This is a genomic window from Halarchaeum nitratireducens, assembly GCF_017874695.1.
Classification (GTDB): Archaea; Halobacteriota; Halobacteria; order Halobacteriales; family Halobacteriaceae; genus Halarchaeum; species Halarchaeum nitratireducens.
This window is the reverse complement of the sequence record NZ_JAGIKY010000001.1, coordinates 110,214-136,236: the sequence shown is the minus strand read 5'-3', so window position 1 is coordinate 136,236 and position 26,023 is coordinate 110,214. Positions and strand designations below refer to the sequence as shown.

The 26,023-nt window shown below is 64.2% G+C and carries 24 protein-coding genes; 6 read left to right on the top strand and 18 right to left on the bottom strand.

What is annotated here, in order from left to right; all coding sequences use genetic code 11:
* The first annotated feature begins 262 nt into the window (after positions 1–262).
* Entirely contained in the window at positions 263–1,051 is a 789-nt protein-coding gene (locus J2754_RS00640) for a helix-turn-helix transcriptional regulator (RefSeq protein ID WP_188877202.1), read from the top strand.
* 38 nt (positions 1,052–1,089) lie between these two features.
* On the opposite strand, the gene J2754_RS00635 is transcribed toward J2754_RS00640, so the two are convergent.
* The 3 genes from J2754_RS00635 to J2754_RS00625 all read right to left on the bottom strand — a co-directional run bounded on the left by J2754_RS00635 (position 1,090) and on the right by J2754_RS00625 (position 4,320).
* Positions 1,090–1,923, bottom strand: a complete 834-nt coding sequence (locus J2754_RS00635; protein WP_188877203.1) for a DUF8054 domain-containing protein — start codon at positions 1,921–1,923, stop codon at positions 1,090–1,092.
* Between the two features lie 405 nt (positions 1,924–2,328).
* Positions 2,329–3,135, bottom strand: a complete 807-nt coding sequence (locus tag J2754_RS00630; RefSeq protein ID WP_211086395.1) for a DUF3592 domain-containing protein — start codon at positions 3,133–3,135, stop codon at positions 2,329–2,331.
* A gap of 360 nt (positions 3,136–3,495) precedes the next feature.
* Complete coding sequence (locus tag J2754_RS00625; protein ID WP_188877205.1) at positions 3,496–4,320, bottom strand: hypothetical protein; 825 nt, start codon at positions 4,318–4,320, stop codon at positions 3,496–3,498.
* A 210-nt stretch (positions 4,321–4,530) separates the two neighbouring features.
* On the opposite strand from J2754_RS00625, the gene J2754_RS00620 reads away from it, so the two are divergent.
* Positions 4,531–5,262, top strand: a complete 732-nt coding sequence (locus tag J2754_RS00620) for a hypothetical protein (RefSeq protein WP_188877206.1) — start codon at positions 4,531–4,533, stop codon at positions 5,260–5,262.
* A 786-nt stretch (positions 5,263–6,048) separates the two neighbouring features.
* On the opposite strand, the gene J2754_RS00615 is transcribed toward J2754_RS00620, so the two are convergent.
* On the bottom strand, positions 6,049–6,885 hold the full coding sequence (locus J2754_RS00615) for a hypothetical protein (RefSeq protein WP_188877207.1): 837 nt from the start codon (positions 6,883–6,885) through the stop codon (positions 6,049–6,051).
* 337 nt (positions 6,886–7,222) lie between these two features.
* Positions 7,223–7,408, bottom strand: a complete 186-nt coding sequence (locus J2754_RS00610) for a hypothetical protein (protein ID WP_211086394.1) — start codon at positions 7,406–7,408, stop codon at positions 7,223–7,225.
* A 343-nt stretch (positions 7,409–7,751) separates the two neighbouring features.
* Here J2754_RS00610 and J2754_RS00605 point away from each other — a divergent pair, with 343 nt between their 5' ends.
* On the top strand, positions 7,752–8,582 hold the full coding sequence (locus J2754_RS00605) for a hypothetical protein (RefSeq protein ID WP_188877209.1): 831 nt from the start codon (positions 7,752–7,754) through the stop codon (positions 8,580–8,582).
* Positions 8,583–8,904: 322 nt separating this feature from the next.
* Here the strand turns inward: J2754_RS00605 and J2754_RS00600 are convergent, their stop codons facing one another.
* From J2754_RS00600 to J2754_RS00590, 3 genes are all read right to left on the bottom strand, one after another.
* Positions 8,905–9,999, bottom strand: coding sequence for a cupin domain-containing protein (locus tag J2754_RS00600; protein WP_211086393.1), 1,095 nt, complete (start codon positions 9,997–9,999; stop codon positions 8,905–8,907).
* Positions 10,000–10,065: 66 nt separating this feature from the next.
* Positions 10,066–10,242, bottom strand: a complete 177-nt coding sequence (locus J2754_RS00595; protein WP_188877212.1) for a hypothetical protein — start codon at positions 10,240–10,242, stop codon at positions 10,066–10,068.
* Positions 10,243–10,309: 67 nt separating this feature from the next.
* Complete coding sequence (locus J2754_RS00590; protein ID WP_188877213.1) at positions 10,310–11,077, bottom strand: IclR family transcriptional regulator; 768 nt, start codon at positions 11,075–11,077, stop codon at positions 10,310–10,312.
* A gap of 320 nt (positions 11,078–11,397) precedes the next feature.
* Between J2754_RS00590 and J2754_RS00585 the strand changes: the two genes are divergently transcribed.
* Entirely contained in the window at positions 11,398–12,984 is a 1,587-nt protein-coding gene (locus tag J2754_RS00585) for a class I adenylate-forming enzyme family protein (RefSeq protein ID WP_188877214.1), read from the top strand.
* A 69-nt stretch (positions 12,985–13,053) separates the two neighbouring features.
* Here J2754_RS00585 and J2754_RS00580 read toward each other — a convergent pair whose 3' ends face one another.
* A complete protein-coding gene (locus tag J2754_RS00580; RefSeq protein WP_211086392.1) occupies positions 13,054–13,932 on the bottom strand; it encodes a fumarylacetoacetate hydrolase family protein in 879 nt (292 codons plus the stop codon).
* A 296-nt stretch (positions 13,933–14,228) separates the two neighbouring features.
* Here J2754_RS00580 and J2754_RS00575 point away from each other — a divergent pair, with 296 nt between their 5' ends.
* A complete protein-coding gene (locus J2754_RS00575; protein WP_211086391.1) occupies positions 14,229–14,513 on the top strand; it encodes a hypothetical protein in 285 nt (94 codons plus the stop codon).
* Positions 14,510–15,994: a sodium:solute symporter family protein gene (locus J2754_RS00570; RefSeq protein ID WP_211086390.1), complete on the top strand. Its 1,485-nt coding sequence runs from the start codon at positions 14,510–14,512 to the stop codon at positions 15,992–15,994. The genes J2754_RS00575 and J2754_RS00570 overlap by 4 nt, the downstream gene beginning before the upstream one ends.
* 13 nt (positions 15,995–16,007) lie before the next feature.
* Here the strand turns inward: J2754_RS00570 and J2754_RS00565 are convergent, their stop codons facing one another.
* The 9 genes from J2754_RS00565 to J2754_RS00525 all read right to left on the bottom strand — a co-directional run bounded on the left by J2754_RS00565 (position 16,008) and on the right by J2754_RS00525 (position 25,861).
* Entirely contained in the window at positions 16,008–16,967 is a 960-nt protein-coding gene (locus J2754_RS00565; RefSeq protein ID WP_188877219.1) for an MBL fold metallo-hydrolase, read from the bottom strand.
* Between the two features lie 44 nt (positions 16,968–17,011).
* Entirely contained in the window at positions 17,012–17,977 is a 966-nt protein-coding gene (locus tag J2754_RS00560) for a WD40/YVTN/BNR-like repeat-containing protein (protein WP_211086389.1), read from the bottom strand.
* 395 nt (positions 17,978–18,372) lie between these two features.
* Positions 18,373–18,969 carry a thioredoxin family protein gene (locus J2754_RS00555; RefSeq protein ID WP_211086388.1) on the bottom strand — a complete coding sequence of 199 codons (597 nt, stop codon included), beginning with the start codon at positions 18,967–18,969 and terminating at the stop codon, positions 18,373–18,375.
* 60 nt (positions 18,970–19,029) lie between these two features.
* Entirely contained in the window at positions 19,030–19,674 is a 645-nt protein-coding gene (locus tag J2754_RS00550) for a class I SAM-dependent methyltransferase (protein WP_188877223.1), read from the bottom strand.
* 60 nt (positions 19,675–19,734) lie between these two features.
* The gene (locus J2754_RS00545) at positions 19,735–22,755 is read right to left on the bottom strand and encodes a GAF domain-containing protein (RefSeq protein ID WP_211086387.1); all 3,021 of its coding nucleotides are present in this window, start codon (positions 22,753–22,755) and stop codon (positions 19,735–19,737) included.
* A gap of 59 nt (positions 22,756–22,814) precedes the next feature.
* Positions 22,815–23,795 carry a DUF5305 family protein gene (locus J2754_RS00540; protein ID WP_211086386.1) on the bottom strand — a complete coding sequence of 327 codons (981 nt, stop codon included), beginning with the start codon at positions 23,793–23,795 and terminating at the stop codon, positions 22,815–22,817.
* Positions 23,796–23,825: 30 nt separating this feature from the next.
* Positions 23,826–24,317 carry a hypothetical protein gene (locus tag J2754_RS00535; protein ID WP_211086385.1) on the bottom strand — a complete coding sequence of 164 codons (492 nt, stop codon included), beginning with the start codon at positions 24,315–24,317 and terminating at the stop codon, positions 23,826–23,828.
* Entirely contained in the window at positions 24,314–25,315 is a 1,002-nt protein-coding gene (locus tag J2754_RS00530) for a signal peptidase I (protein ID WP_188877229.1), read from the bottom strand. Before J2754_RS00530 ends, J2754_RS00535 begins: the two co-directional genes overlap by 4 nt.
* An 18-nt stretch (positions 25,316–25,333) precedes the next feature.
* Entirely contained in the window at positions 25,334–25,861 is a 528-nt protein-coding gene (locus J2754_RS00525) for a hypothetical protein (RefSeq protein WP_188877231.1), read from the bottom strand.
* Between the last annotated feature and the right edge of the window lie 162 nt (positions 25,862–26,023).

Sequence of the window (26,023 nt, the reverse complement as noted above, 5' to 3'; positions counted from 1 at the left end):
GGACAATAGCGCGAGGCGTAGCAAACCGTCCCCCGAGACGGAGCATATCAGTCGGACGTGGACGGCCTTCTACGAAGCTTACGAGAACGCCCGTGAAGTCGGTGCCCTCGAAATACCCCAATCGGCGACGTCCAAGACGACTGCGGCTTCTAGCCCAATTCCGTCGCGTGCTTCTCGATATTGTGGCCCGGGAAGGTGGGGCTTATACGCACTCGATATCGTAGATATGATTAATTGATTGGACTTCCAACTAGTAGGCGAAATGGCTCACCCCCGTGACGTAATCAAGCTCCTCCACGACCGCTACAACGTCCTTCAAGCCCTCGAAGCGCATCCAAGTACGAAGCAGGAGCTCCTCCCAGCGGTTGAGATCTCTCGGTCGACACTCGATAGCGTCACGCGGAACTTGGAGAACGCCGGATTAGTCGTCTATCGAGATGGAGAATGGCATCTGACTGTCTACGGTCACTGCGCCTTCGCGCTCCATCAACGATATCGTGAACAGTTACGAGACCTGCGAAAAGCCGCTTCATTCGTCGATATGCCGACTGATGAAACCGCGTTCGACTGTTCGATCCTCATCGATGCAGACGTCCACTCCACGGATGGGATAATTCAAGAGGACGTCATGCAAGTCCTATTAGACGCCGCGAGGGACGCGACGCGCTTTCGGATGTTCACTCCGCGTGTCCTCGCAGCACATGTCGAATCGTTCTATGAGAACGCTCTCATCAGCGACGATCCACGCATCGAACTCGTCGTCCCCATGTCTCTCTTCGAGCAGCTGCGTGCGCACTTCTCAGACCTCATTCACGAGGCTGTCACGGATTCGCCAATCTCCTTCTACACTGCCGATGTTCCCGACACGTTCGGGCTCTGGATTGCTGACCACGATCACGTCGGCGTACTCGTGTTCGGGGAGAGTGGTGTTCGTGGGATCCTGGTCAACGATACTGATGCAGCCCTGCGCTGGGCGGAGGAGCAATACGAGCACATCAGACAGTCTGCGGACCCGGTGTCCTTCCGTAGACAACCACAGAAGCGAGTGTAATATCGCTGCTTACAGGCTCATTATCTTCCGAGTTGTGATTATGCTGTGGCGGCGTCGTCGAGTGCGGATTCATTCACTTCTAGGAAAGTGCTGTCACAGGCGTCGCAGGAGAGGACGCCTGCCGTGTATGTTTGGCAGCACGTTTCCCGTTCTTCCTGGGAAAAGCTCAGTGAGCCATTGCAGGCCGGGCAGGTCTCTAATAGCGTGCGCGTGCTCTGGACGAGTTGGAGTTGGTTCATCTCGTCTCGCTCGGTGAATTGGGTATCAGTCTCGGCGAGTGCCTGTGCTATTTTTGCGTCACCAAGCATTGCTGCATGTGACGGCCACGTTAGAATGACTCTACCGCCCGAACGTGTAAGGTGGTGGATGGATGCGTCAGTGTCCTCGATTGTGACACTATCAAAGAGCTCTGTGAAGATCTCTTCCGCGTCTTCGGTGGGTGCAGCGAACTCTTGTTGATTGAGTCGATTCTGGAAGGAGGATGTAAGTGTGACGTCCGTTCCATCCGCAGTCTCAGTAGCTACACCAGCCTCTGCTAAGACTACAATTGGGTCCAGCTGGTCCGCGTCGATAGCTGGTTCCTCATGTTGGGTATGTGTCAGGAGTCGTTCTTCGACAGGGGTTTTTCCGAAGAGTTTGAGCATCCACGCGGGCATGTATCGCTTCGTGAGTTCGGGAGTGCCAGGGATCAAGTACCCGCGATAATAGATTAAGAGTCCCTCAAACGTCAATACGACGATGGCGAGAATCGGATCAATAGCTGCCAATCCCGCCACGATTACAAGGCCGATTACCGAATTAACCGTCGTACAGGGAAGGCATCTGTTCTCTCCAGTGTATTTTGGTTGTCTAAATCGAAACTGTTGGGCCATAGGTAAAGTGATGGACTAGTCAATAATCAGTTTACGCAGTGGTATTAGCCATAGCATGAGACATCTCATTTGGTGAAGTAACCAACCAATAAGATATAGTTTCCAGGGGAACTGTCTAGTTAAGTCAGTTTGAGAAGTAAGCCGTTCGTTAGGATAATCAACTAGGATGCTCGCAGACCTGCTCAGCGAGTGCTATGACAGGGGGTTAGAAAAGCTTGGAAGAACGAGCGGACGGCGACGCTCGTCAGGGCGTTCACCATCTGGCTCCACGCGACCATTTTCGCTTCGGGAGATAAGAGAGGTTCTTCGGCTATTCAACGTGGAGCGGACACGTCAATTAATCTTTCAGTTGGTGCATGGGATATCTGATAGTTTTATCGACCTACAGACAGAAAGAGAATCGTGCTAGGTCAGTTGGTACTTCACTGCTGCCCGGGCAAGTGGCAGGATAATGGCGACTACCGCTCCAAGGTAAGCGGTCTGATTGTACTGGGCGGTCGAGAGCAGCAAGTAGAGACCCACGACAGAGAGTGCGATGGCGGTTGCGCCACCCCACACAACCCATTCCAGCCACCCGGTCACCTCAAATGCAATAACATCGCTGGCAGACCCCTGTGGCGAGGTAGCCTCGTTGAGAGACGTGGGATTGTCCCACGATTCACTATCCTCGTTGCTCTGCGATCCCCACGATGAGTTATCCGGTGAATATACCGACTCCGTGCTAGACTCTGAAAGAGCTTCCTTAATGATACTGAACCATTCGAAGCCTGGTGTGAGTACGCTCGCCGCAATATACGGCGCAACCATCATTCCAACAAATCCGGGTATGAACGCGTATCGAAGAATCAGATACGAACTCTCTGGGTTCGACGGCCGGTAGTAGACGGTGACAGATTGTCCAGAGTGGTATTGATTTGCGACATTTGCAATTGGCTTAGCGACTGCAAACGCCGCATAGTGCCCCGGGAAAACCGTGTGGCCCGTGTATTGGTGGCCACGTACGAGATACGAGTAGGTGACGTTCGCGCGGTAATTCTGATACGGGCGATAGCCAATCGTCCGTGTTTGTGCGACTGACGCTGAATGAATTGTTCCGGGTGTCGTAGCTGCGGTGTCTGCCTGATGCACTTGGAACGCCACGTATCCCGCTCCGCCAATGAAGAGAAGGCTGGCAACGATTAGACTGATGTAAAAGGCTGATCTTGATGTCATATTCAGATAGTTTCCAGCAGGGGTATAGACATATTACTATAGATGTCTGCCTTCAAGGGTTGAACACGTGGACCGTGGGACAACGACGCTGTCGAATTTGCCGAGTGCCCAGTACTGGAGGTGTTCGCCTGTGTCGACGTGGGTATTGTGGACCCTCTGAGGCGCATCCCGCACTCACGAGGAGGACTGCCACAGCGAGGACTCCTATGGGCTGCGTCGTGGAGGACCGATTTGACATTACAGTTTCTGGCTCCTATTGAATGATAATGAATTCTGAGTTCCTAGTTCTTAATTTTCCTCTCACGGCTGAAACTGTGGGAATTCTTCCGCGGATAATCCTGAGGACAGGATTATGGATTGTCATTTGTCAGGAGTAGGTTGTTCGAGTTCGCCATTTTCGAAACGGTCTTTGAGCCATACCGATCCAATTTCGATGTCACTCAAATTAGTTATGCGATCTCGGAGAGTTGATATCCGCCCTTGGCCCGTAACGTAGAGTACGTTCTTGTACTCGTTTTCTACCATTGAAGTCTTCGTCTTCGAAATCATTTCATCAGTACGTTCCGCACCCGTTAGCTTAGCAGCAATGACAAGGGTAGCAATCCCGGTGAAAAACACGACGAATACGAGTAAGATCGAAGTAATCTGGAATAGTGCAATATACACGATGATGCAGGCGGGAACCGCAATAATCACTGCTATCCGCTCCGAGACTTGGCCAATCCCTCGAAGGAACCAAAACCCAATGTTTGCGAGAATGCAAATTACTGCCACCTGAATCGGCGAGAAGACAATGGCTATGCCGATCAGAATCACCCAGTTAACAATGATGAACCAGAGACCTCCCGCTGAGAAGTAGCGTTGAAAATGCGGGTCAACCTTGTGGAGCGGAATTCCTTGATCAGTATGGACTTCTTGAGCAGCGCGGACTTCCCCCGGAAATACGCTCCGAGCGAAAAGGGCAAACAGTGCAAGTTGACCGAAGCCAATCATTGCGAATCCCGTAATGACTAATGGAAGTCGGAGGAGCGTGAGTAGCCAGTATTTGATCTGAATCCGTTCTTCTGGGGCTTCGATGCAGATTGCCTCTGCATCAGTTTCAGTAACCCGGCATTCTATCTCTTCTTGGATGCTTGAATACCGATCTAAGTGAGATGCGCCAAATAGGTGAAGGGCACATGCCATACTTATCTTTCAATAGGAGGACAATAAAAAATTCACGGGTGATTGTAATCACTACATGGTTGCTACCAGACTCTGGGTTCTATCAAGCCTTGAGATTCTATTGAGTGTAGAAGTACTACGGCATGGTTCTTGGGAGAGTATGAATTATCCCTCGATACGAGATATATTGGTGGGTAAGTACATTATCCGACAGAAGTTTAATCCGCATGTATGGGAGATAAAAACAAACCATATACGAACCGGCGCAAGGTCCTCAAACTACTCGGTTCCGGAGCTACCGCTGGAATCGTTCTCAGCTCCGTTGGCGGAGCAGCAGCTGCAAGTAACAAACACTCCTCGACAACGCTTTCGCCCACCCAGCAGAAGGCTGTAACCGCTACCCTTCAGGAGAAGGCGAATAACTACATTCAGAAGAATCAGCCAAACAGCACGGTTACAACCGAAGGATTCCCATCCTGGCTCCCCACGATCCCCAGCGCACTTCCATTCAACTGGTGTGTGAAAGGCATCCCGGACGTCCCAAACTTCTGTGCTTCTACAACTGCACAAGGGTGGGGAGAAGTGTCCTGTAATGGATACACATTCTACGGTCCTCATGTCTCACAGGACTTCGGAAAAGGTCCTGAGGTTAAGATCTCCAGTGGGAATGTCGAAGTTTCTAAGGGCTTCGAAGCTAGCATGGAGTTAGCACTCGATCCCGTGACTGAATGCCCCTACATGAGATTTTCAACCAACGGGGCTGAAGCCTGTGTGGGCGGTGGCTATTGTCTGACGTACGAACCATCTACGGTATCTGCTACCAAACTCGCCAACGATCTCTGGAACAAGAACAAGCAACTCATCAAAGAGGCCCTCGGTCTTGTTGGAGTCGGCGCTTCGGCTTGGCTGGTTACGACTCTAGACGTCACGGTGACCGCAGCCGAGATACTCGCATTTGGGTGACATCCCCTCCGCGCTGAGGCGCGAGGATTCCAACGTGGGACAACAGCCCGGTCCCACATCCCCGCTGGTAACTTCTGGCCTGCCGAACTGGTCCAGCGAGTCGATTCCGGGTTCATGCACGATACGTCGGTCCCATAAGGGGGGGCGGCGTATTCGGCGTCCGAATAGACGCAGTATCCGCTTGCACCGTACATCCTGTTCATCTCGGAGAGACGGCGGAGAGGCCCCCGTCGCGGGTTTTCCTGCGTTCGAGCATGGGCCATGCCATCGGCCTGCCTGTCCATCAAGCCACGGTGGGACGACATAATCAGGAGAGGGTCACTTTTTGCCTGCCATTTCACGACGGTTTCGGAGACGCTCATTCGGGAACGGTATGGTGACCTTCGCCGTCCCGGCGGAACCCAATATAACAGCCAGTTTTTCACTATCAAAGTAGCAGATGTCTTCTTCATCCTTGAACTTGCACTTACTCCAGAATGTACATTTGTCAACCTCGATGATTTGGGCGCAATTGTATAGCAGCGAGATGGAAAGGGCACGTCTTCAACTTACTATAGTAGAATCTGGAAGTTTTTGCGGAGTTCCCAGCCGAACGCTTATTTGCAGAACTGAACACCTCGATACGAGGTGGGTTTCTTCACCGGGTCAAGTGCCTATCTCCGAGAGGTGTGAGCACCCGTCAATCTAAGCACCGGCTTCTACAGATGAACGCCAACCGAAAACAGTTGTATCCCGCCGGCACGCAGAGATATTGAGACAAGTGTGGGTAGATGCTTCTGGATATTACTATAGAGTGGAGCCAATGTGTTCAAACCACTCTCTAACTATGTCTACTGTGAGGGATAGTTCAACCACAACTTGAGTCATCAGATCATCCTCATTCAACCCCTCAATAACCACATTCTGCGCGGTAGTGAATCCATTATACCTAAATTGGTCTTCCGTAATAGTCGTCAAGTCACTCCTTTCGACCCGAATATTGTCGAAAGTATTTATCCGTGAAAGCTCATTCACAACATTTCGAGAGACGATAAGTGATGAAATTGAATCACTTTCGAGTGCTCTCTCAAGAGCGTCACTGTAGAATGGGTTTGCAACTCCAAGAAACAGACATTCCACGTCGGTCGAACGGAGTTCCTCAGCGAATTGCCTCATTGGCTCGTATGGCGAATCGGCCGTTGAGACATACGTACTAATTTCGTCATATCCAATGTCCCCCTGTAAGAGTGAACGGAATTCTGGGCAGTCGGTGAGTTTCAAGGGGAGCACTTGCTCAAGCTTGGTGAGACCAGCGATCGAGTGAAGCTGCCTGTAAAATTCCTCAAACATATCGACGATCCCGCTCCCTGCCAGCGTGATCTCATACAGGCCGTTCTGTCGTTCTATCACCCATCCATACTCTCTCATCTCCCTGAGGGTCCGAAGCAACGTTGACCGTGGAATATTGAGGGTATCAGAGAGCTCGCCTTTCCGGTGCGTATTCTCATCAAGTACATGCAGAACACGGATTCGCTTCGGTGACCGTGCCAAGTATTCGAGCCACTCCCACGACCAGTTTTCAAACGACGGGGCAGGACGACCACTGTCACTCTCTCCAGAGATAGGCGAGTGAGATTCAGCCATCGTGTTCCTCCATCCGCCGGAGTGTCCCCTCCCGCCACTGAAGGACTGGCAGTTCAGACCGGCCTACGCTCCAAGGAAATCCCCCTCCGTATCCAGCCAGATCAGACACAGTGTCACCAGCATTTGGTTGATACATCATTACGCTATGGAATCGAAAAATGCCAGCTTACTGGGACCCCCACCAAAAAATCACCACCCCCACCAAATGTTAGGCGATCACCCAACTCGCCGAAAAAGCACTCCCTACATAACGATTACCAGTCCGCGGTAATCTGGGGTGAGAGCCAGCGACACAAGTGATGATGCGTCTGAACGGGACACAAACTACTGAGAACTGTTACGCCGATCCATCGTCGTCATCTGGGCCGCCACCGGATTGACTCATGAATTCGTCATCGTACTCGGCCTCCTCATCGACTGGAATCGTGACTGATTCGCCGAACGCGTCCACATACGCGGGCTGATCGTCGAGGCGGGCGAGTTCCGCTTGGCGCGTCGTCACCCACTCAGACAACCCATCCATTTCCTCCCCGATCCGGTGCGTATAATCGAGTAATTGTCTGGCACGCGTGCGTAATCCCCTGCCGATCCATCCGCCGCACCACGCGCTCACCACGCGTCGTGATTCGGTACTCGTTCCGGACTGACGTCTCACCCGGGTTCATCCCGAGTGTAACGAGCCCGTGGCTCCGCGCCTCTGCCAGTCGCTGACTCAAGCGCGGACGCCCCGGGCGAGATTCGCGCCCAGACGACGGACCTCTACAGGATTCACGACCACATCACCCGCATCATCGCCAACCTCGACATCAATCCCGACTGGTTCGACGGCTACGACGAACCTGCACGCGCGACATTCGACCTCACCCATGGTCCGGACTTTCCCCTACATGGACGCCCTCGACCTCGGGCAGTCCGAAGTCGAACGCCGCCTCCAGGGAGCCACCTACATCTACCTCCGCTTCGGACTCCCCAAACCGATCAGCCAGCCAGTCATTAGCCACAACAAACGCACTCGCTTCACCCTCGCCGACCGAGGCCTCCTCCACGACCTCGCCGACGAGATTAGCGACGTCTGCGTCGAACACGACATCATCCAGGACGAAGCCCCCTCGCTCGACCCGGAGGATATCCAGGGGACGAGAGTGAGTGAGGACCTCATCACGGATGCCGTCCGCGAGGCAACCCAACTCGGTTTCCAAGAGTTCACGGCGGACCGCGCGAGTAACGCGAAGTACGCCCCCGACGCCTACTTCGAACGCCAAGGCTACCTGAACATGGCGAACGCGAGTGCGACCTCCGAGCGCCGACGCTTCGCCCGACTCAGCGAGCGCGAGGAAGTCCCGCACAGCTCCTCGCACAATCGGACGATGCAGAAAGTCACCACGCTCGAGAGTCAACTCACGTTCGACGAATTCACGGCCGGAGCGCCGATACCGGAATGGCAGCGGATTCGAGACCACGTCTTAGAGCCCTTCCACGCGGGCGTCGAGGAAATTCTGGCGGAGCTCACGGACGATACGCGAGCGAGCGCGGGATTCCACGAGCGCGTTCACGCTGCCATCGATATCACGCACTGGCCGTTCTGGGTCTCCCCGTTCAAATCCGAGGCCGACGCCGAACCCGACGAAGACCCAGTGACGTACACGGACAGTACGGGCCGAGAGCGCACCGTGTATCTCGCATACGAACGATACTAATCGAGATTTGATCAGGTTCTCCTCAACGGGAGACTCATTCCTCGACAGACTCCGACTCGTCCTCAAAATCACTCGATCTCGTTTGTAGAACTCTCAAACAGCCAGGTTGAGGCCACGCATTCGAGGAGAGCGACGGCCGGCCGGAGGGGCGCGGCGTGATCGCTCGGGCCCGACAGGCGGCGTTGCGGCGGTAGGACGGGCGCTCGCTCTCGGGGTGGTGATAGGGGTTCCCGTTTCGAGACGCCGGAGCACGGATTCGACGCGCCGAGGCCGGAGATCGAGGACGGTGTACGAGAGAGCAGGAACCGCGAGCGGCCGGTCGTCAGCGCGGTTCGGCTTCCGCGTAGAGGTTGAACGACTCGAAGACCGGCCGGTCGGTCATGCCGAGGAGAATGGCCTCGTCGTCCGGCTCGTGGTGGTGGATGGCGTCGCGGGGGACGACGAAGATGTCGCGTTCGCTCCACTCGAAGGCCTCGTCGTCGATGTGGGTGACGCCCTCGCCCTCGATGACGAAGTAGACGTCGACGGTGTTGTGGAAGTGGGGGTCGGTCTCCGCCTGAAGGAGCTGCGCGCGGAAGGACATCGTCGGGAAGAGCGGCGGGCTCCCGGTCGCGGGATTGACGTAGGAGACGCTGTAGCCGTCGTGAGGGTCGGGATCGTCGTTCTCGGCGCGCTGGCGAAGCGTCTGGACGGTGTCCTGCCAACTGAAGCGATACGGCGGCGTCGCCTCGCGGTTCCCCCGGAAGGGGCCGGGGATGTCGCTCTCCTCGGTGGACTCCGTTGGGCGCGCGCGGCCGTACTGGGACTCCCAGTAACCCTGCGACTTCGTCACCGGCTGGCGTTCGAGTTCGTGGTTCTCGAAGGCCTGTCGGGTGTTCAACGAGTCGAGGACGAGCGGGAGGTCGAGGACGTCGAGCCACGTCGCGGTCTCGTCGGAGTCGTTGACGTGATCGTGCCACTCCCACTGCGGGGTCGTGATGAGGTCGCCGTCGCGCATCGGGAACTCCTCGCCGGCGACGACGGTCTTCATATCCTCGTTCCCGTCGATGGTGAAGCGGAGGGCGTTCGCGGAGTGCCGGTGCGACGGCGCGGTCTCGCCGGGCGAGACGGTCTGGACGCCGACGTAGATCGTGTTCGAGATGGCGTTGTTGTAGCCGCCGGTGTTGAGGGGGACGGCGACGCGGCGCTGGAACCCCGGCGGGAGGTCGGCGATCGGCACGTCGCGCTCGATACCGTCGATCGCGGCCTGGATGTCCTCCCACTTCCAGATGTCGGCCTCGAGGTCCGCCGTCTCGTTCCCGAGGTCGTCCTCGACCTCCCACAGCGGTCGGAGGTCGTTCGCTTCGAGGAGGCTCCGCGTGTCGTCGCTCAACTCGAGGAGATCCTCCGGATCTTCCCGTGACTCCGGCTGGGCCATACCGTATCTATTGCATCATCGATAATAAAGATCGGGGCGCGGTGACGGATCGGGGTGCGAGTCGACTTACGCCTCCACCTGCGCGTCGAAGACGTCGTCGGAGTCGAAGAGCGCGCCGCAGTCCTCACAGACCATGCGCCGTTGGATGGCGTACTCCCAGAGCTTCCCGCCGCAGTCGAGGCAGTCGAAGTGCGCGCGGACGAACGGGTCGGACTCGCTGTAGATGTTGTCGAACTCCGCCATGGGTGGTGGTGACAGACCGAGGACCAAAAGCGTGCCGCCGGGACGGACCGCCGTGCGCGGCGTGGGGTTACCGGTAGGCGAGGTTGACTTCGACGTCGTCGGTCGCGGTGAGCAGACGCTCCGCGAGGTCGGCCTCGCGGTCGTCGCGGGCGAGGCGGCGGGCAGCCCCGGCGACCGCGAGCGCGCCGCGCACGGCCCCGTCGTGGCGAACGGGAGCCCCGATCGCGTGGATCCCGTGGAGGTCCTCGCTGCGGTTGACGGCGTAGCCGCGCTCGCGGATCCGATCGAGCTCCGCGTGGAGTTCCGCCCGGTCGGTGACGGTGTTCTCCGTGTGCGCCGGAAGCCCGTGCGCATCGATGATCCGATCGACCTCGTCGTCGGGGAGGTGCGCGAGGATCGCCTTCCCGCCGGAGTTGACGTGGAGCAGGCGCCACGTCCCCACGATGGTCTCGACGCTGACCTCGGAGTCGCCCCGCGACCCGTAGAGGTACATGGCGCGGCCGTTCTCCTCGACGATGAGCCACGCCATCTCGCCGGTTTCGGCGGCGAGGTCGTCGATGGGGGTCTTGGCCGCGCGGTAGATGTCGTATCGATCACGGGCGTACTCGCCGGCGCGGAAGAACTCCAAGCCGACGTGATAGGTCCCGTCGCGCTTGACCGCGTACCCGTGATCGACCATCGTCCGCAGGTGCTTGTGGACGCTGCTCTTCGCCAGACCGAGATTCTCGGCGAGTTCGGTGACGCCGGCGCCGTCGCGCTCACGTAGTTGTTCGACGATGGCGAACAACGTCTCGTCCGACCCGACTGTCTCGACCCCCGATTCGTTCGATTCCATGCCAAACACAGGTCGGGGGAGGCATTTAGGACCTTCGCCGCCCGACCGAAATTGTGTTCCCTATGAGCGAATACCGAAGCGAAATTCCGACTTCTCGCGCGTGAGGTCGAGGAACCCCGTCCGGTCTTACGAGCATATCCGTGTAAATCCCGTACGCGACGCGCGGCGGGGCGGACCCACGATCGGGCGAAACGGTTTCCTCACAGCGAACGTAGGTCGACGGTGTCGATCAATCGCGGTACGGCGATCGGATTCGACCTCTGTGCGTGTACCCGAACAATTATGTACAATCGTCGTGGATAGGACCATAGCTAAAGAAAATGAACTACATCGATGGGTTCGAACGAACGGTGCGGTGTTACGGCGGGGAAACGGCGCTCGTCACGGCGAGCGGCGCGGAGCGGACGTACGCGGAACTCGACCGCGAGAGCACGGGCCTCGCCAACGCGGTCCACGAGCGGATCCCCGAGCGGCGGTGCGCGACCCTCGCGCTCAACGGTATCGAGACGGTCGTGTCGATGCTCGCGGGGCAAAAGCGCGGGCGCGGCAACGTCCAGCTCCCGTACCGCGCCGGAGTGGACGAGCTCGTCCGGATGGTCGACGACGCCGACGTCGGCGCGCTCCTCTTCGACGACGCGAACGCAGATCTGGCGCTCGACGTCGCGGAGCGGGCGGACCTCGACCTGGCGATTCACGCCGGCGACGCCTCGCTCGCCGGCGGCCGCGTCGTGTCCTACGACGAGTTCGTCGGGGCGGCGGCGACCGAGCGCGTCGTCGAGCGCGCGGACACGAACGAGTACGGCGTCTTCTACACGAGCGGGACGACGAGCCGGCCGAAGGCCGTGTCGTTCGATCAGGAGTCGATGTGGCTCGGCGCGACGCAGGTTGTCATGGAGATGAGCCTCGAACCGACGGACGTCGCGCTCGTGACGACGCCGTGGTACCACATGGTGACGGCCGACGCGTGGATCCTCCCCCACCTCCTCACCGGCGCGACGCTCGTCATCCAGCCCACCTTCGAACCGGAGGAGGCGCTCGAGCTCGTCGCCGCACACGACGTCACGGGGATGCTCGCGGTCCCGACCCAGCTCAACGTCCTCGCGGACCGCCAGGCCGACCTCGGCCTCGACATCGACACGCTCGACTACATCCGGACCGGCGGCGCCGTCGTCAGTGCGCGTCTCGTCGAGCGCGCCGCCGAACACCTCACCGAGAACGTCTACAACAGCTACGGGATGACCGAGGGCGGTCCGAACCTCGCGTACGCCCACCCCGAGGTACAGGACGAGCACACCGGAACGGTCGGGAAGGAGTCCTACGCGTGGGAGCTCCGCGTGGTCGACTCCGTCCCGCCGGACGAGGACCCGGACCCCGAGGCCGTCGTCGAGCCCGGCGGCACGGGCGAGATCCTCGCGCGGTGTGACGGGATGTGTGACGGGTACCTCAACAACCCCGAGGCCGAGGAGGACCTGTTCGTCGACGGCTGGCTCCGCACGCACGACGTCGCGGACGTCGACGAGGACGGCTACCTCTACATCGTCGATCGCGTCGACAACATGATCCTCAGCGGCGGGGAGAACGTCTATCCTCAAGAGGTCGAGCAGACCCTGCTCGAACACGACGAGGTCGAGGACGTCGGCGTCGTCGGGCTCGACGACGAGCACTGGGGCGAGGTCGTCGCGGCCGTCGTCTCCACGAGCGGCGACATCGGAGCCGACGAACTCGATCAGTTCTGCGTCGATCACGGATCGCTCGCGAACTTCAAGCGCCCGCGTCGCTACGTCGTCACGACGGACGAACTCCCGCGAACGGACACGGGGACGCTGGAGCGCTCGACGGTCGAGGAGAAGTACTTCTCGGCAGTCCGCGACGGCGGCACACAGGCCGAGGGCGAGAACACGACCTGACGCGGTCGAGTCGCAGTTTTTCGTCGCGGTCCGCGTCCTCGTTCCGGTACGCGCGCGGCGCTCGACGCGCTATTCGGTGCCGTGTTTCTCGACATCGACGTCGGCGAAGGAGACGTCGCGCTCCTCGACGCCGACGGTCATGGAGCCGACGTTCTCGATCTCGGCGTCGACGGTGTCGCCGTCGCGCAGCGGCCCGACGCCTTCGGGCGTCCCGGTCGTGATGACGTCCCCGACGTCGAGCGTCGCGCCGATGGAGGCGTACTGCACGACGTCCGCGCAGGTGTAGACCATGTCGCTCGTGTTCGCGGACTGCCTGACCTCGCCGTTGACCGCGAGTTCGAGGTCGAGGTTCTGCGGGTCGCCGACCTCGTCCGGCGTGACGACGTACGGACCGACGACGGTGAACGTATCGTAGGACTTGCGGTTCGAGCGGTCCTGATCGCCGCGCACGGAAATGTCGAGGAGGATCGTGTAGCCGAAGATGCGATCCCACGCCTCGTCGCTGTCGACGTCCTTCGTCGCCTCGCCGATGACGAAGCCGAGTTCGACCTCGTGGTCGATCCGGCGGTCGTTGAACGGGATGACGATGTTCTCCTCGGCACCGATGACGCTGGAGGGGGCCTTCAGGAAGTACCCCTTGTCCTCGATGGAGAACCACTCGTCGGTCGTGATGTCCCGATCGGCGATGGCCTCCTCGATGTGCTTCTCGTAGTTGAGCGGGGCCGCGATGACCTTCCCCGGCCGGTCGATCGGGGCCTCGATGGTGACCTCGTCGAGCGCGTAGTCGGCGTCTGCGTCGGCGTACTCGCTCGCGTCGTAATCGCCCTCCATGTACTCGACGAGCGGTTCCCCGCTCTCCAGGCCGAGGCGATCCGTGAGGTCGACGACGCCGTCGCCGCTCTCGCTCACCACACCGAGTCTGTCGCCGTCGAACGTGACGAACTTCATGCGTTCGAACGTTCGCCCGCGTCCTCTTAAATCACGTCGGTCCGTGTCGATCGTTCGTGTCCTTTCGGGCCGGAGCGAACCGTCCTCGTAGGTCAGCCCGCCTACGGCGTCCCGACGGAGACTCGGCGGCTCACCGACGGCCATCACGATCGGATCGAGGTGGGCTGGCGTCACGACGTCGGTCGCGACGGACGGTCCGTCTCGGACGGCTCTCACCGCCGCCCGCGACGAACTAATCGGTTAGTGTAACATCAATCAATAACAATTATGTATATACGTGTGGGATAGCGTACCGTATGCTCTTTCGAACCAGCGTGTGGTACCCCGATTCGCGGCGGAGTATCGCGGTCCTCGTCATGCTCGCCGGGATGGTCGTGTTGCATTTCACGGAGCTGTTCGGGTTGCTGGACGCCGGGTTGCTCTTCGGGTGGCTTCCGATGCAGTTCGCCTACGACCTCGCGTACACCGTCCTCGCGGTCGTCCTCCTCTACGGTGTGTATCGAATGGCACCCGACGGGACGGCGAAATCGGAATCGGAAACGAGCGACGTCGTCGACGGAGCCCGGGGTGAGACGGAATGACCGCGATCGCGGGCGACACGACGCTCATCGTCGGAATCGTCGTCGCCTACTTACTGATCGTCCTCGCCGTCGGGCAGTACGCCTCGCGGAAGACCGGCGACTCGCGAGAGGAGTACTTCATGGCGAGTCGGTCCTTCGGGACGCTCGTCCTCCTCGCGGCGCTGTTCGCCACGAACATGTCCGCGGTGGTGATGATCGGTGCGCCGAGCCTCGCCTACGACATCGGACCGAACGCGTACGGCTACTTTGTCGGTCTCTTCGTGTTCACGTTCCCGCTCTTCGTGATGACCATCGGCCACCGCGTGTGGCTCGTCGGGAAACGATTCGAACACATCACGCCGGGACAGGTACTCAACCACCGATTCCAGTCCTCGACCCTCGGCGTGTTGGCGATGCTCGTCTTCACGTTCTGGACGGTGCCGTACCTCCTCGTCGGTATCCAGGGAGGCGGTATCGCCTTCGAGCAACTCACGAGCGGCGCCGTTCCCTACTGGCTCGGCGGACTGGCGGTGACGCTCGTCGTCCTCGTGTACGTCTCGACCGGTGGGATGCGGGGAACGGGGTGGACGAACGCGTTTCAGGGGACGGTCTTCGTCGTCGCGCTCGTCGGGTTCGCGATCGTCATTCCCGAGCAGCTCGGGGGGTTCGAGGCGGCGACGCGCGCGACTCTCGACGTCAACCCCGCACTCGTGAACCGCGCCGGACTCCCACCGCTCGGGTGGAAGACCTACCTCTCGGTCGCGGTGATGGTCTCCATCGAGACGTTCATCCTCCCGCACTTGTTCGTCCGGTACATGACGAGCCGGTCGAGCGAGCAACTACGTCGGACGGCGGTCGTCTATCCGATCGCCATTCTCCTCTCGTGGGGACCGGCCGTGATGCTCGGGTTCTGGGGGCTCGGGCAGTTCCCCGACATCGCCAATCCGGACTTCATCCTGCCGACGCTCATCCAGGCGAACTTCCCGACGTGGCTCGTCGGTCTGGCGCTCGCCGGCATCCTCGCCGCGCTGATGTCGACGCTCGACGGTCAAGTGCTCACGCTCGCGACGATGCTCACGGAGGACGTCCTCCGTCCGTTCACGGACATCGACGAACGGACAGAGGTGTTCGCAACGCGCGGGTTCATCGTCGCCATCCTCGCCGTCGCGTACGTCGCCGCCCTCCTCACCAAGGAGTCCATCATCGACACGACGATCTTCGCGTTCAGCGGCTACGCGCTCACCTTCCTCCCGATCGTGAGCGGGTTCTACTCCGAGCGGGTGACCGAAGCCGCGAGCGGTACGGGGCTCGTCCTCGGCTTCGTCGGTCTCTGGGCGTTCCACCTCGGGGTCCTCCCGGGTAGCCTCACGGTCGGGTTCCTCCCCGTCATCCCCGTGCTCGTCGCACAGGCCGTCGTCATGGTCGCGGTCGCCCTCGTCACCGCTCCACCGGACGACGAGCGCGTGGATCAGTACCGAACGCTCTTCGAGGGGGAGTGGTGAGACCGGACGGGCGTCAGACGAGGCGGTAGCGCTCCCCGTTCGGTCCGTCCTCGCGGACGGCGACCCCGCGGTTGACGAGATCGCAGAGCGCGGCGAGGACCTCGGGGAAGAGATAGACGAGGTCGTGGTCGCCGACGACGGCGTCCGCGACGTCGACGGCGGTCGCCGGACCGTCGGCGAGGACGTCTCGAACGCCCGCGAGACGGCGTTCGAGGCTTCCACGGTCGCGTTCGAGGGTCGCCTCGAACGCCTCGTGGATCGGACCGTGACCGGGATAAACGCGATCGATCGTCAGGCCGTCGAGTCGGTCGAGCGAGCGGCGGTAGTCCGCGACCGCGCGATGGCGTTCGAGGTCGAGACGGTCGTTGAGGAGCGCGGGGCGGAACGGCTCGATGGCGATGTCGCCCGAGAAGGCCACGCGTTCGCCGCCCACGTCCGTGACGTAGCAGAGGTGATCGGCCTGGTGGCCCGGCGTCCAGACGGCGTCGACGGCCCGATCGCCGACGGTGAGACGCTGATCGTCCACGACCCAGTCGTCGACCGCGTCGAGGGGGAAATCGCGCCGGATGCGGTCGCGGATCGAACGCTCCTCGTCGCGCATCGTCGCCTGCGTGTCCGCGTCGGCCCCGCTCGCGGCGATGGTCTGACTCGTCCGCTCGGCGACGACCTCGGGCGGGCGTCTGAGGCGGTCGCTCGCGGTGAGCGGCGCGTGGACGACGGGATCGCCGGCCGCCACGACCGCACGCAGGTGGCCGATGTGATCGGGGTGGGGGTGCGTGAGGAAGACGTGGTCGATCTCGTCGAGCCCGTAGCCGCTGCGCTCCGCGAACGACGCCCCGTCGACGCGCTCGGGCGGCACGCCGCCGTCGAACAGGATCGTCTCCGCGCCGTCGAGGACGTACATCGCGACGTGGCCCGGCGGCCACTCCATGTCGAACTCGACGCGCGTGACGGTCGCCGGCTCCTGTGTCATCGCGAGCACCTACACCCGGTCGACGTATATGTCCTTCCGTGCCGTTACGTCCGGCGCTCGACGACGAGACCCCCGGCGCCGACGGCGATGTCGATCGGTCCCCTCGTCACGGCTTTCAGGTTCGCGCCCGTCGGCGTGGACTGCTGGCGCCACGTCCCGTCGGTAAGGTCGTACAGCGCCCCGCCACCGCCGACGGTGAGCCCGGCGCCGCCCGCGCTCACCTCGACGTCGCGCAGGTCGGCGTCGCCCGTGTCGCTCGGCGTCCACTCGGCGCCGTCCCAGTGGAACACCATCCCGCCGCCGCCGGAGACGTGGACGTCGTCGGGGCCGTCGCTGTCGACGCCGTAGAAGTTGACGTTCGCGTCGGCGAGACCGATCTTCGTCCACGTCTCCCCATCGCGGGTGTGGAGCACCGTCTTGTTGCCGTCGACGATGTGTCCGCGCCGATCGCCGTGGAAGTCCACGGCGTTGATGTTCGACCCGCTCGCCGGGGTGACGTACTCCCACGTCTCGGATTCGCCGTTCTCGAAGCTGTAGTAGAGCTTCCCCGAGTCGCCGGCCACGTAGACGTTCGCGGCGCCGGCGTCGCCGGTGACGGCGACGTCGTTGAAGTTGTTCGTCACGTCCATCGGGGCCGAATGGTCACGGAGGGAACCCGTCGTGACGTCGTACTCCCCGATCGCGCCGGACGCGCCGACGAACCAGAGTCGCTTCCCGTCGTCGGTCACGTCGGCACCGTAGAGCGCGTTCCCGTTGCCAGTCGGTCCCCCGTCGAGGACCCGCTGCCACCCCGTCGCCGTCCGCGACAGGAGGGTCCCGGCGCCGCCGACGGCGTGAGCCCCGGCGTCGGTGTACGCGACGTCGTAGAGCGTTCGATCGGTCGGCGTCTCCGCCACGGTCCACGGCGTGTCGCGGGCGCTCGCGGCACCCGCCGCCGAGAGCCCGGCGAGCGCGGCGCCGGTCGCTTGGAGGATGGTTCGCCGCGTGATGTGCGATGTCTCAGACGACATGTCCCGTCCGGACGGTGACGTCACGAGCCCGATAAAGCTTCGATTCGTTTCGTACCGAGCGTAATTAAGTACGGCGTGCCGAGACCAGAGCAGGTCGGCTCGCGTCGCCGGCGCCCACACCCGCGGCCGGGCGCCGCACGTCGCTGGCGCCGCCGATCGATGTCGGCCGCCCGACTGAACGAGAAGGCAGATAGATGCTCGACAAATATCGACGGCCGCGGCGTCGACGTCGTATCGAGGGGGAAATCGTAGTGCCGGCCACCGCCGTCGAGGTTCCGGTACGCCAGAGGTGATAGCCGATACGACGGACGCGCGCTTCGAGGTCGATTTCTCCACCCCAATCATCACCTTCTCGTCAATAGTCGGTGTCGACAGGTCCGGGGTCGGGGCGTCGCTCAGAGCGCCTCCCAGTAGTCGGGTTCGTTCCCCTCGCGCCACTTGATCGTGCAACCGCGCGACGGCCGGAAGTCGGCGTCGACGGCCTCGCCAGCGAGGACGTCGTCGATGATCTGTCGCATCTCGAAGCCGGGTTCGCCGGACGGGTCCGCGTCGGGGGTGAGCGCGTCGTCGAGCCGACCGTGGTAGACGAGTTCGAAGGCGTCGCCGCGGCGCGCGAAGAGGAAGGGGTCCGGCGTGCAGACCGCGCCGTAGGCCGCCGCGACGTCCTGCGACTCGTCGCGGAGGTAGGCGTCGTAGGCGATCCGGCCCGACTCGACCTCCTCGCGCATGCCGTCGACGGAGTCGGCGGGGTAGGCGTCGGCGTCGTTCGGGTTGATCCCGACGACCGCGACGTCGTCGTAGTCGGCCGCGATGGCGTTCAGCGCGGGGTGTTTCGCCCGCGCGTACGGGCAGTGGTTGCAGGTGAAGACGACGAGGAGCGCCTCGGCGTCCGCGAAGTCGTCGAGGTCGTACGTCTCGCCGTCGACGCCCGGGAGGGAGAACGCCGGGGCGTCGTCGCCGCGTTCGAGCACGCGCGTGGATTCGCCGGCCATACCGACCCGTCGGCGCGCGCGGCGAAAAAACGCACGCCCGCCTCGATCGCCGCCGATCCGTCAGGGCGCGCGGAAGACGCGGATCGTGTCGCGCTTCGTTGGTTCGCACAGCAGTTGTGCGAGTCCGAGATCGCCGAAGATCGCCTTCCAATCCCGGTGGTAGAGCGGGAAGTCGTCGTTGACGTAACTCACCTCGCGGCCGTCGCGGCCCCGCTGGGGGCCGTTGCCCTCGTTCTCGGCGGTGACGAGCAGATCGGACGTGACGCGAGCGAGGTCCTCGAAGACCCACGCGTCGTCCGGGTGGACGTGTTGGAGCGTCTCGACGGAGTAGACGACGTCGAAGGCGTCGTCGTCGAACTCGGGAACGACGTCCTCGATGGCGCCGGTGCGGAACGATCCGGTCTCGGCGAGGGCGGGGAACTCCTCGGCCATCACGTCGAAGGCCTCGTCGTTGAGGTCGATGCCGGTGAGGTTCTCGTAGCCGCCGCGGCGGAGGTGTTCGAGGTGGCGACCGGAGCTACAGCCGACTTCGAGGATCGCCGCGTCCGTCGAGACGTAGTGATCGAGGGCGTCGCGGATCGTCTCGCTCACCTCGTTCGGCCCGAGATGCGCGTAGTAGGTCGGCGAGAACTCGCCCTCGCGCTCCGCCCAGTCCGCGCGGACGTCCGCCGGGTCCTCGGGGGTCTCGGGGTCCTCGGGGTTCATACACCGGGAAGACGCCGGGCCGTGAAAGGCCCCGCGATCGGGACGCGCGCGACGCGCGCCTCAGCGCGGTGGCGTTCCGAGGGCGTCGTCGAGGAGACGCCCGAGCGCCTTGCGCAGGTGCTGGTGGAAAGTCGGCCCGGCGACGCCGAGGTCATCCGCGACGACCTCGCCCGTCGTCTCGCGCGGCCACTCGAAGTAGCCGCGGGCGTACGCCGTCCGGAGCGCTTGGAACTGCTTGTCGGTCAGGATCTCCGAGAGGTCGTGGCGGAGGGCGTTCGCCGCGGTGTCACCCGCGGGCGCGCGGCGGCTGAGGTCCGCGCTCGGGAGGCGCTCGCGGATCGCGTCCGCGAACGCCCGGACGTCCGTCGCGGGGCTGACCGCGACCGTGATCGTCCCCCCGGTGGGCGTCGCGCGGAGGTGACGGATCGTCGCGTCGCGGTCCGCGAAGGCGCTGAGGACCGGTGAGTCGGAGACGACGACGGCGAGCATCGACCCGTCCTCGTCCGCGCGAACGACCTCGGCGTCGGTGACGGCGACGCGTCCCGACGCGGCCTCGACGAGCTGCGTCGGTTCGCCCGCGACCGCCGCGTGGAGGAGCCACCCGCCGTCGTGCGGGGCGATGGACGTCACGTCGATCGCGCGCCCCGCCCGCTCCGCGAGCGCGAAGAGCGGGTCGTCGGTCGCGGCCAGCGAGAAGCGAAGTTCGAGCGATCGCCCGGAGAGGAGGGTCTCGGTGCGCTCGACGGCGCCGAGCGCGTCCGCGATGTGCGCGGCGAGTTCGGCGAGGACGTCGCGCTCCTCGCTCCCGAACGCACCGGGGACGCGCGCGTAGAGTTCGAGGAAGCCGTGGCACCGATCGCGGTGGCGAAGCGGGAGGCGGATCGCGCTCCGGAAGCCGCGGCGCATCGCCTCGTCGCGCAGACCCGCGAACGCGGGATCGCGCAGCACGTCGTCGACGACGGTTACGCGGTCGCCGCGCTGCGATCCCGTTCCACCCACCGATCCCGACTCCGTGCCCGCTGCACTCCCCCGTCCCTCGACACCGGCGCTCGCTCTCGCCTCCGTGTCGTCTCGCGCGCGCGTCGCCGCGAGCGGATGTTCGGTGCCGAGTTCGACGACGTGGTCGAGGAACGACTCGCCGGCGCCCGCCCACGCCTCGACGTGGGTCTCGCCGCCCTCGCGGCGGCCGATCCACGCGAGCGCGTAGCGGTCGTCGGCGGCGAGGTTCTCGCAGACGGCGTGCGTGACGCCGCCGCGCGACTCGGCGTCGACGAGCGCGCCCGTGATATCGCGTATCACCCGGTTGAGACGGTTGAGGCGCTGGAGTTCGGCGTTGCGCTCGCGGAGTTCGTCTTCGGTCTCCCGGAGGCGGGCCTCGCGGGCGGCGCGTTCGAGCGAGCTCGTCGCGTACGTCACGATGAGGTCGACGAACTCGACGTCGCGGTCGTCGAAGGCGTCCGGGGTCGGCGAGGCGGCGACGAAGACGCCGTGCTCGCCGAGCGGGGCCGCGACGGCACTCCGCGCGCCCGGCCACGGTGCCCGCGAGGGGTCGTCCGCGAGGTCGGCGGCGACCGTCGTCTCACCCTCGACGAACGCCTCCCAGACGAGCCAGCCGTCCGCGGTCGCGTCCACGACGCGGGGGTCGACGTCGCCCGTGACGGCCGAGGGGACGAGTCGACCCGCCGCGTCCTCCCAGCGGTAGACCGCGAACCCGGGGGCGTTGACGGCGCCCCCGGCGGCGTCGACGATGGTCTCCGCGACGGCGTCGGGATCTGTCGCGCGCGCCAGCTCGGCCGAGCGGGCGTGGAGCGTGGCGAGCACGTGTTCGCGGTCGCGGAGGGCCGCGGTCCGATCGAGGCGGTCGAGGGCGGCGGTCGCGTTCGCGGCGAGGATGCCGGCGAGCGTCCACGCGCGCGCCGCGTCGTCGTCGTCGGTCTCGTCGAAGCCGAAGACGAGGACGCCGTGGTCACCGATCGGGAAAGCCGCGACGCTGTCGACGGGCCCCCGATCCCGGTCGTCGTCGATGCTCGCGGTCGGAACGCGTTCCGGGTCGCCCGAGCGGTACGCGCGCGGCACCGGAGCGTCTTCCGCGACGTCGTAGGTGAAGTCCTCGTCCTCGACGCCGTGGGTGGCGGCCGCCGGCACGAGCGTCGCGTTCGCGGGATCGTATCGGTAGACGACGCCGTAAGCGTCCGGAGCGACGTACTCGGCGGCCTCGGTCACGGCGGCGGCGACGGCGTCCGGGTCGTCCGCGTCGAGGAGGCGACTCGTCGTCCGCTGGAGGCCTTCGAGGCCGCGCTCGTAGCGCTCGCGCTCCGTGAGGTCGCGGCCGATCCCGGCGATCCCGACGACGTCCCCGTCGTCGCCGTAGAGGGGGGCGGCGCTGAGCTCGAAGGGCACGGGGTCGCCGTCGCGCGGGGCGAGCGGGAGGCGGACGGTGACGGACGCGCCGCCCCGGACCGTGTCGAGGGCGGCCGTCAGCGTCTCGTGTTCTCCCTCGGGAACGATGTTGTACACCGTGAGGTGCGAGAGGTCGTCGTCAGCGTAGCCGGTGACGTCGCGGAGCGCGTCGCTCCAGTAGAGCGGCGTCCCCGACGTGTCGACGACGTAGACGACGTCGTCGAGCGCGCCGAGGACGGATTCGACGAACGCGAGGTGGTCGTCGAGGGCGCGCCGCCGGTAGTACGCGCGGACGGCGTCGGTCGCGGTCTCGGCGACGCGCTCGGCGAGCGCCGCGATGGACTCCTCGGCGTGCTTCGAGAGGTAGCTGGTGACGTCGGCGTCGATGGCCTCGCTCGCGACGCGCTCGCTCCCGACGCCCGTGAGGAGGACGAAGGGGAGGCGTTCGTCGCATTCGCGGACGGCGTCGAGGAGTTCGAGGCCGCTCGACGCCGGCATCTCGTAGTCGCTCACGACGCAGTCGACCGTTCCGGCCTCGACGGCGTCGAGCACGCGCGCCGGGTCGGTCGTCGCCGTGACGTCGAGCGGCGTGTCGGTCCGTTCGAGCGCCGTTTCGAGGAGGTCGAGGTAGGCCTCGTCGTCGTCGACCACTATCAGGCGGGTCGGGGACACGTCCGTCATCCAGACCGTACTGTTCGGGCCGCGGCCTTCTATCGGTCGGTCCCGCTTCGAGCGGTGAGTCACGCGTCGTCGTCGACGCGCGCGTCGTACCGGTAGTGCGCGGCGGGCGTGACGACCACGTACCGACCGCGCTCGGGGTCGTGGATGACGCGCGCGCCCGCGTCGATCCCGACGTCGACGAGGTCTTCGAGCGTCGCCGTCTCGACGACGAGCGCGTCGCCGGGGTCGGGGACGCGGCCGGTCGAGATCCACTCGTCGTGGCGGTGTCGGTGGACGGCCTCGGCGAGACGCGGGAGCGCGGGCCGCCACGCGCGATACCACGCGGCGACGAGGAGGGCCGCGAGCGCGAGGAGTCCGCCGACGCCGGCGAGCGCCCACGGCGGCACGGGGGAGCTCCCGGGCACCGCGACGGTTCGCTCGACCGACCGATCGTGGCGTCGGGTGTCCGTGGCGGTCTCGACGTCGTACCACGCGTCGCCGAACGCGAGTGGCGCGCTCGCCGAGAGCGAGTCCGCGTAGCCCGCGACGCGGTAGGTAGCCGTGGTCCTGACGGCGATGTCGACGCTCCCGGCGTCGCCCGCGGCCGCCCGGTAGGCGGCGAGGCGTCCGCGGACGCGCTCGGTGTCGATCCGCGCGGTCGTGGTGACGTTCGCGGCGTCCGTCGTCGCGTTCGACCCGAGCGGCACGGTGCGCGTCCAGAACGTCTCGTCGTCCCGCGTCGCCGTGTAGACGAGCGTGACGTTCTGCGTGACGCGCGCGAACGACGCGTTCGCGCTCCCTGTCCGCGCCGTGAAGACGAGATCGGGCGCGGCGCGCGGGTAGACGACGGGGTTTTCGAGGACCGTCCCCGGGTCGTGGAGCGCGCCGTCGCCGGTCACGGTCGCGCGCCCGGACGTGTCGAGTGCGACGTGCTGGACGTTCGCGCGATCGGTGACGGTGGTCGTCGGGGGATGGGCGGTCGTCCACGCGGCCGCGCCGAACGCCGCGAGCGCGAGCATGGCGAGGGCGAGCGCGACGGCCGGGCCGCGCTTGGCGAGCACGTATCTGAGTCGGGGTGGGAGCACGGTGTGTCAGGTGGTAATCGTCGCGGAGCGGTCGGGTGCCGAGACGGTGACGCCGCGCTCGCCGGTCGCGCTGACGTCGAAGGCGAGCGCGTCGAGCGTCGTGTTCGAGGCGACGCGGACGTCCACGGTCTCGCTCGCGCCGGACGAGAGGGAGACCGTCGCCGAGTCGCCGACGATGGAGCCGTCGACGACGAGGTCGGCGTCGTCGCGCGCGCTCTCGTGGAGCGAGACGGTCGCGCTCGCGGGCGCGTCGAGGGAGTTCGTGACGGTGACGAGGCGGGTCGTGTCGTTCGCCGCCACGGACGCACTCACGTCGAGGCCGACGACGCCGCTCTCGTCGGCGGCGACGGGGAGCGCGGAGTCGCGGTCGACGGCGGAGGTGGCGAACGCGCCGGTCCCCGCGCCGCCGAGAGCGATGGCGACGACCACGGCGATGGCGAGCGCGGCGGTGAGGGCGCGACCGGCGGGGCCGCGCGAGCGGGTTCGGTGCCGGCTCACTCGAACCCCTCCGTGAGGAGGCGCCACCAGCGCGATCGCGACCCGCGGAGGCGTTCGCGGCCGTCGATCAACGCCGCGAGCGCGATGGCGGGCGAGAAGGCGAGGGCCGCGGAGAGGGCGGCGGCGAGCAGCGGTTCGATGGCGTCGAGGCGGGCGAGGAGCGAGTGCGGGAGCACGGCAGGGTAGCGCCGGACCGCGACCTCGACGGGCACCGCGCCGGGATCGGTCGGGGCGCGGATCCGCCCGGAGACCGTCAGTGCGGTGGCGTTCCGGGAGACGGCGACGTCGCGCAGGCCCGCGGTGTGGACGACGCGGTCGGTCCACGGCCGCGACGGGACGGCGACGGTGTAGTTCAGCGCGTGCGACGATCCGGTGGCGACGGTCGGGATCGACCCGGTGCCGGTCGGGTTCTCGACGGCGAGGACCGTCTCCGCGTGCGTCACGCCGCCGAGCGCGACGACTCCGGCCGTCCCGACTACCGCGGCGAAGAGGAGCGGGACGAGGACCGAGCGGGCACTCGCGGGTCGTGACGGGCGACCTGTCGCGCGGCCGCGGCCGAGGAGCGCGGCGAGGCCGACGAGGCCGGCGAGGAGCGCGACGTGCTCGTGGACGAAGCGGACGGCGCGCCCGAGGTGCGGAATGACGACGGGCGCATCGTTCCACGTCAGCACGCGGCCGATGACGGCGTCGCGCGGGACCGGCGGATAGCCGGCGGCCTGATCGGCGACGGGGTTGTTGTCGCCCTTCGTTCGGAAGCCGTCGGCGGTTTCGGCGACGACGCGGTGGGTCGTGTAGGCTCCGCGCGTCTCGCTCCAGAACGTCACGACGTCGCCGGAGTCGACGTCGCCGGCGGGCACGAGCACGTAACCGTCGCCGATGCCGAGCGTCGGACTCATGCTGTCCGAGTAGACGTAGGACACCTGCACCGGCGATCCGGCCGGCGCGGCGACGAGCGCGGCGACGACGAGGAACGCGGCGAGGGAGACGGTGCGGAGCACGAAAACGGGTGAGGGCGTTTAGGCCGTGACGTTCAGCGTCCCGGTGAGGGAATCGTTGCTCGTCTGGCCGGTCGAGTCGACGGTGACGACGACGTCGAGCGTCTCTTCCGCGGCGAGTTCGCCCTCGTAGCTAGTGTCCTCGCTCACGGTGGCGACGGTGCCCCCAGAGTTGTTGATGAGCTCGAACTGCACGTTGTCCGTGTTCGTGTCCGGGTCGGAGTTCATGTCGTACGTGACGTTGAACGTGTGGGCGTTCCCGAAGTTGTTCGTGATGGTGAACGCCGGCGAGGTCGCGTTCCCGATGGTCAGCGTCGAGTCCGGGTTGATGCCCGTGGCGGTACCGGTCGTGACGTCGATGGCGAGCTGGTCGCTGCTCGTCGTGACGAGGCTGGAGTCCCCGGCCTGCAGGCCGACGAGACCGCCGCTGTCCGTGGCGACGTTGAGGCTGGCGTCACGGTCCACGGTCGCGGTGGTGAACGCGCTCGCCCCGAAGGCGGAGGCGACGACGACGATTCCGAGTGCGATGGCGGCGAGTTTGAGTCGCATGACGAACGAAGAGAGTACCCACCGGCGAGAAAGACCGTCGTCTATTCACTTACCCACCCCGCGCGCGGAACCTACTATGCGAGGTTCGCGGGAGGGCGGCGGGGCGACCGGCGGCGACGCGGGTCTCGGTCGCGCCAACGGGCGCGCCTTCGAGTCCGGTGA